Here is a 5,810-nt window from a genome sequence, read left to right as displayed (position 1 = left end):
TGGTTCCTGTCACATTTTTCCGCAGAGTCCCCGTCTCGTTTTACCGCAGCCACCTCGTTCCCTTTTCCCGCAGCGCCCTCGCTCCTTTTTCCCGCAGAGCCTTCAATTCTTTTTTCCGTAAAGCCCTCAATCCCTTTTTCCCCAGCGTCCTCGTCCCTTTCCTCCTCCACGAACAGAACGCACCGGCGGATGAAGTCCGGGAACACCGTCTTCTTCTGCCCTTTTTCGTCAAGGAAGACGAATATGTCATCCTCTCTGCCCTCTATCTTCTCCAGCGCCAGGAAAGGGCTCCCGCAGCCGCAGGGACTCTCTTTTTCCACCAGGATGTCGTTGAGGCGGTAGCGGATGATGGGCTGAGCCTTCCGCTGGAAATCCGTCACGATGGGGACGAACCGGTTCCTGTCCAGGTATTCCCGCTCAATCCGCACGATGTCCTCATTCAGATGGAGCGTCCCCCGGGCGCAAGTGGATGCCAGGCACCCTTCCGTGCACTGGTAGACCTGGTGGATCACCTCCAGGCAGAATGCTTTTTTCAGGTAAAGTTCATCCTCCCGCTCCAGCACCTCGGCGATGGAGATCACGGTGCCCGGGGAAATGTGCAGGTTTCCCTGCTCCCTCTCCCGGGCCAGCATGAGGAGCAGGGACGGCTGCCCGGCCAGAATCGCGGGCTTCGTCCTTTCCAGCCGCTCCTTGTGCTCCTCCATGTCCCGGTAGATGTCGAAGAAGTGGAACCGGATGTTCCTGGAGCTCACCGCCTGGTACAGGTTGCTGTCAGCCCGCATGAAAAAGGCGATGTCCAGGGAATCCAGGATGCTCCCCGGCAGGAATCTGGCCAGTATGTAGCCCGCCCAGCGGTTCTTCTCCCCATCGGACACCAGGAAGATGCCCCGGCGCCCGGAAGTGCCGGAACTCAAGCCCACGGTGACCCCCCTGAGCTTCGGAGCGAAATCCCTCTCCCGTTCCGCCCGGAGGGCAAAGGCTTCCGCTTCCGCCCGCCGGATGCCCACTGTGTTCAGTGTGTCAAAATGCTCCATCAGGAAGGCCTTGTCCATGATTGGATAGTCCTGGAGCTGCCTCTTCCCGCTATAGAGCCCGACATGCGCCGCCACATAGTCCAGATGCTTTTTCAGCTTCTTTTCCTGCCATTTTTCCAAAGCTTTCCTGTCTGTAAAGGGGCGGCGGTATTTATAATAAAGGTAATAGAGCAGCACTTTCAATCGGTCAGCCACAGTCCACTCACGCTCCCTTCTGATGGCTGAAGACTACCCTGATTTGGGGATAGTCCCTTTTCATGCGGCAGATTCTCTTAAGGCTGTCCTCATAGGCGGCGAAGTCCTTCTGCAGCAGCCTGGGCAGAAGCCGCATCCGCCGGGTGGCCTTTACCAAGTCGCTGCCCCAGCAGGCGTCCGCCGCCAGGAAAAGGCTCACATCCGGAATCCAAAGTCCCATCTGTCCCCTGGTGTGCCCCTCCAGCCTGACGGCGATGGCACTGCCGTCCCCGAAGAGGTCATACGCCTGGCCGAAGTATCTGTTCAGGAAATGGTTCTCCAGAGGGTTCCCGGGGGTGTTCCGTTTTTCGATGCAGCCTTTCGGCGGCAGGAGGTTTCGGAACACCAGGTTACGGACGCGGGGGTGCTCCAGCGCCTCCAGGGTCTCCCCAAAGGCCACCAGCCGGCAGCCGGGGAACCGGGACAGACCTCCTATGTGATCCGGGTGGGCGTGGGATAACAGAATCGTCTTCACGGTTTCCGGGGGGATGCCGTCTTTTTTCAGTCTTTCGCAGATGCCCTCTTCCTTCCCCAGCCTCACGGGATTCAGCAGACGGTACAGCCACAGCCCCGGCCCGCCCCGGAAAATCTCCTCCGAGTAGCCGGTGTCGTATAGGATGTGGCCCAGCTCCCGGTGGCGGATGAGGGCGGCTCTGGCGGGGAATTCCCTCTTTTCCCATCTCATTCCCCGGAACATGATGCCTAAGCGGTTGGTGCAGGAGCCGCAGGGGTAGATTTTTACCTCCTCCACCTTGCCTGGGGGCGCCGGGAGGTGGGGCTGGTCTGGCTGCGTTGGGTTATGGGCACCAGGCCTTCTCCCCGCTTCTGCCCTCCGGCCTGGCTGCGTCGAATCATGGGCACCAGGCCTTCTCCCCGCTTCCGCCCCACAATCCGAACTGGCGGGATATGTCCTGGTTCTTTTTTGGCTGCTTTTCTCTTCTCCCTTGACAGAGCCTGTCCCATGGTTCGCTTTCCACCAGGCGCCGTATTCCCGGATGGATTCCGCCAGGGTCTTCTCCGGCACATAGCCTAGGATCTCCCTGGCGGAACTGATGTCCATGGTCTGGGCATAGCCCAGGGTGCAGACGGTATAGCGGGTCAGGGGCGGCTCCCCGGCAAACCTCAGGGTGCGGTACAGCCATTCCAGCCCTCCCGCCAGGGCGTACACCAGGCCGAAGGGAAGCCGCCTGTAACGGGGCTCCTCCCCTATGGCTCTCAGGAACTGCTCCAGAATGTTCCGGAATTCCATGGGCTCCCCGTTGGTGATGTTGAAGGCCCTGCCAGGGGCTTTCTCCGCGGTCATGGACAGTTCACAGGCCAGCGCCACGTTCTCCACGCTGGTTAGATCCACCAGGTTGCGGCCTTCCCGGAAGAGGGGGATTCCCGTTTTGGCGTTGGCGGTGAGGATCCTGGGCACCAGGCTGGTGTCCCCGATGCCAATCAGCCCCCGAGGTCTGAGAATCACTGTCTCCAGGCCTTTTTTCTCCCATTTCCGGAGGATTGCCTCCGCCATGAGTTTGGATTTGATGTAATAATTCAGGTTGTTTTGCTCCGGCGCCTGGTCTTCCCGGATGTGATACTGGTCTTCCTTTCCCGTGTAGATGCTGGGGGAGGACAGATAGACCAGTCTCTTTACGCCATTCTCCCGGCACAGCGCCGCCACCAGCTCTGTGCCCAGCACATTGGTGCGATAAAAATCTTCCCATTCTCCCCACACGGTGGACAGCGCTCCGGCATGAATCACATAGTCCACGCCCTGGAAGTACCGGGCGCAGCTTTCCCGCCTGGTGAAATCCCCCGGGCAGAATACGGCGCCCTGTTCCTCCAGTCGCTTTCCTTTCTCCCGGTTCCTGCCCAGCGCCAGTACCCTGTATCGCTTGGTCAGGCGTTGGGTCAGGTATTCGCCCAGAAACCCGGTGGCGCCTGTCACCAGGACTGTCTTCTTGTGGAAGGGTTCCATGCTTTTCTCCTCCTTGTTGTCCTTTTTTCTTTCGGATTTCTTTGGGGATTTACTTTCCGTACATAAATCGGAACTTATCCGCCATAGTACGAGGTTGTGCCTGTTACACCATCAAGCGTACCGGATTTTAATATGCAAACCATAAATCCTTCATCTCCCCACTTTTTTCTGTTTTCATGGTATATTCCATATTTACTGGACGGTTCAAATCCATATCGTGCATAAAGTTTAGGATTTCCCCCCAGAAACACTGCTCCGTAACCCATTTTTTGGGCTTTATCTAAAGCATATTCGACAAGCATCCTCATAATTCCCTGCATTCTATATTTGGGTAAAACGGCACATTGTGATAGAACTAATTGTGTGTGTTTGCCAGTTTCTGTAATAATGTCTGTTTCATGGAGCGCCACTTCCCCAATGATTGTTCCATCATCTAATACAGCAACAAGAGAGAGTTCGGGAACAAAAGTTTCTTTCTGCCTTTCTTTCTTAAAATGTTCCATCATAAATTTACCAGTTTCTATCCCGTGCTGTTCGGCAAAAGCCTCATAAATAATTTCATTCACTTCTTCATATTCAGATTGATTTTCTGTTCTTATTGTAACTTTTTTATTGTCAATTACCATAATTTATACTCCTTAACGATTTCACTTGCCGTGAAACCAGACTGCTTAATAAGGCAGCCTTTATCGTGCTACTTTCATTAATCTTTTCTCCAAACACAAATTTATGTGATGCTGATACCATAACCTTAACATCCTCATCTGTGATTTCTTTCCATCTTTCACAAAACTCCTCTTTTATTTTTCGGCTGATGAATTTCCAACAATAACCGTCCCTAATCTTTGTCACTCTATTGTCATCCAGGGACACCGGATACAGGGATGTCCAAAAAGCATATCCATCCTCCTCATCCTCCCATGCAATATAATCATATGTAAAATAACTCTCTGCAAAAGGAATTGGGCTCCCCTCCCCTGCTTCCCGTTCGGAGCTCACACAGAATTCACGCCCATACTTTTCTTCCAGGTAAGCCTTTACCTCTTCCGGATAAGCTGCTACAAGCTCTTCATTCCGCCTGTCCTGTTCCTTCCGGCTCATGCAGCCAGACATCGCACAGATCGCTCCTATCATAACAGCCAGACATGCCAGGATTCTGATTTTGATTCTTGCCCTCATTGTTTCTCCCTATCCCCCCATCACTTCCCGTTTCCCCCAGCCCTGCCCTGCTTTCCGGGAATCCTATTTTACTACACCACTGTCATATTCCGCATCATAGGAGCCGTCTCCCCTGCGCTTTTCTGTGTCACGACTGGCTCTCTACGCACTTGCTGAAAGGTGCCATGCTTTAATCTCTGTTTTTATGTCTTACATTAATACCAGATATGCCATGAATTTCAATTCACCTCATAAAAGCGCTACAGCCGAAACCTGGTTCTGATAATCATGAAAGAAAAGGATAATTCGGATTGTTTTTCATATAATAAGGTTTGAGCATTGGTATTATACGAAGCCACCTATCTGTCCACTGATCCTCTATCTCCGGGCTGACACCATACAAATCATCACGATTCAGTATAAGGTTATTCAAAACCAAAGAATAATTCGTAAAAAACTTTAAATCCTCGTTAATTCTGTCAATATTCAAAATATCTGCGTCATATTTGAACAGAATATCTAATAACTCTTTTTCAACATTCTGGATATCTGTAACATCTTTCACCCAAATTAATTTATCACAATAATGGTTGATTGCAAAATCCCACGAAGTGGAGCCTCTGTTATCTGTTTTATTGGGATCTGCACCTGCCTCAAGCAAACGTGACATTAATCCCAATTGCTCTTCTTTTCGATTTTTCCAATCAGCAAGCACAGCCATTATCGCATCAAATAGAAGGGGACATCTGTAACATCTGGTCGGTGGCAATCCGTTATAGGGCTCCATATGATTGACATCAGCTCCTTGATCAATTAAATAATGTGCTATTTCTATGTTCCCAACTTTAATAGCCACTTGGAGCGGCGACTGTCCTTCGTCCTTTTTAGGGGGCGGTGTTGCCATACAATTTACCTTTTCCGGGTACTTGTGTAAGACTTTCTTCACAGTTTCTATATCATTCTGCCTAATAGCCTTGAATAACTTAGTCATAGTTAAAATCCACCTTTCCGTCTCTCTTCCCTTTTCTACCATCCCTGCCCGCGGGCGTTCCCCGGCATACCAGGCAAAAAATAGAGCCGAGAACCTGTCTTTTAGATTCCTGGCTCTATAACTCTGCCCATGCCTTTCCTCTCCGTTTTTGTATCTCCATACTACCATATAATCGAAATATTTTCAATCATATCCCCAACCGCTTGTTTAGTATACCCTGATTTCTTTTCTATTTCCCCAATATCCATATACACATATAGACTTTATCATTGTCTAAATCCATGCAAATCTGATTCGCCCCATAGTCATTCGCAAAAGTCAAAATTTCCTCCACGCGATTACCTTCCTTATTTGTTAATATTTACACGTGCCTTAAGCTTAAGTAAAAGTTTCCCAATTTGTCGGACTATATCTTATTATATAGAAGCATATA

Annotated in this window: 5 protein-coding genes; all 5 read right to left on the bottom strand. The window is 51.0% G+C overall.

The features are described 5' to 3' along the window. Positions 1 to 1,229 (bottom strand): F390 synthetase-related protein (locus Q2B33_RS22980; protein ID WP_300914285.1); only part of this gene is annotated, 1,229 nt, incomplete at its 3' end. A gap of 7 nt (positions 1,230 to 1,236) precedes the next feature. Continuing rightward, positions 1,237 to 3,228, bottom strand: a complete 1,992-nt coding sequence (locus tag Q2B33_RS22975) for an NAD-dependent epimerase/dehydratase family protein (protein ID WP_300574066.1) — start codon at positions 3,226 to 3,228, stop codon at positions 1,237 to 1,239. Positions 3,229 to 3,302: 74 nt separating this feature from the next. After that, positions 3,303 to 3,854 carry a GNAT family N-acetyltransferase gene (locus Q2B33_RS22970; protein WP_300574069.1) on the bottom strand — a complete coding sequence of 184 codons (552 nt, stop codon included), beginning with the start codon at positions 3,852 to 3,854 and terminating at the stop codon, positions 3,303 to 3,305. Further along, complete coding sequence (locus tag Q2B33_RS22965; RefSeq protein WP_300914283.1) at positions 3,844 to 4,362, bottom strand: hypothetical protein; 519 nt, start codon at positions 4,360 to 4,362, stop codon at positions 3,844 to 3,846. The genes Q2B33_RS22970 and Q2B33_RS22965 overlap by 11 nt, the downstream gene beginning before the upstream one ends. Before the next feature lie 310 nt (positions 4,363 to 4,672). Then, positions 4,673 to 5,545 carry an ankyrin repeat domain-containing protein gene (locus tag Q2B33_RS22960; RefSeq protein ID WP_300574075.1) on the bottom strand — a complete coding sequence of 291 codons (873 nt, stop codon included), beginning with the start codon at positions 5,543 to 5,545 and terminating at the stop codon, positions 4,673 to 4,675. Positions 5,546 to 5,810: the final 265 nt, after the last annotated feature.

Origin of the sequence: uncultured Acetatifactor sp. (genome assembly GCF_948601915.1) — a bacterium.
Classification (GTDB): domain Bacteria; phylum Bacillota; class Clostridia; order Lachnospirales; family Lachnospiraceae; genus Acetatifactor.
Note: the sequence above shows the minus strand (reverse complement) of the source record. Positions and strands in the feature narration are given on the sequence as shown.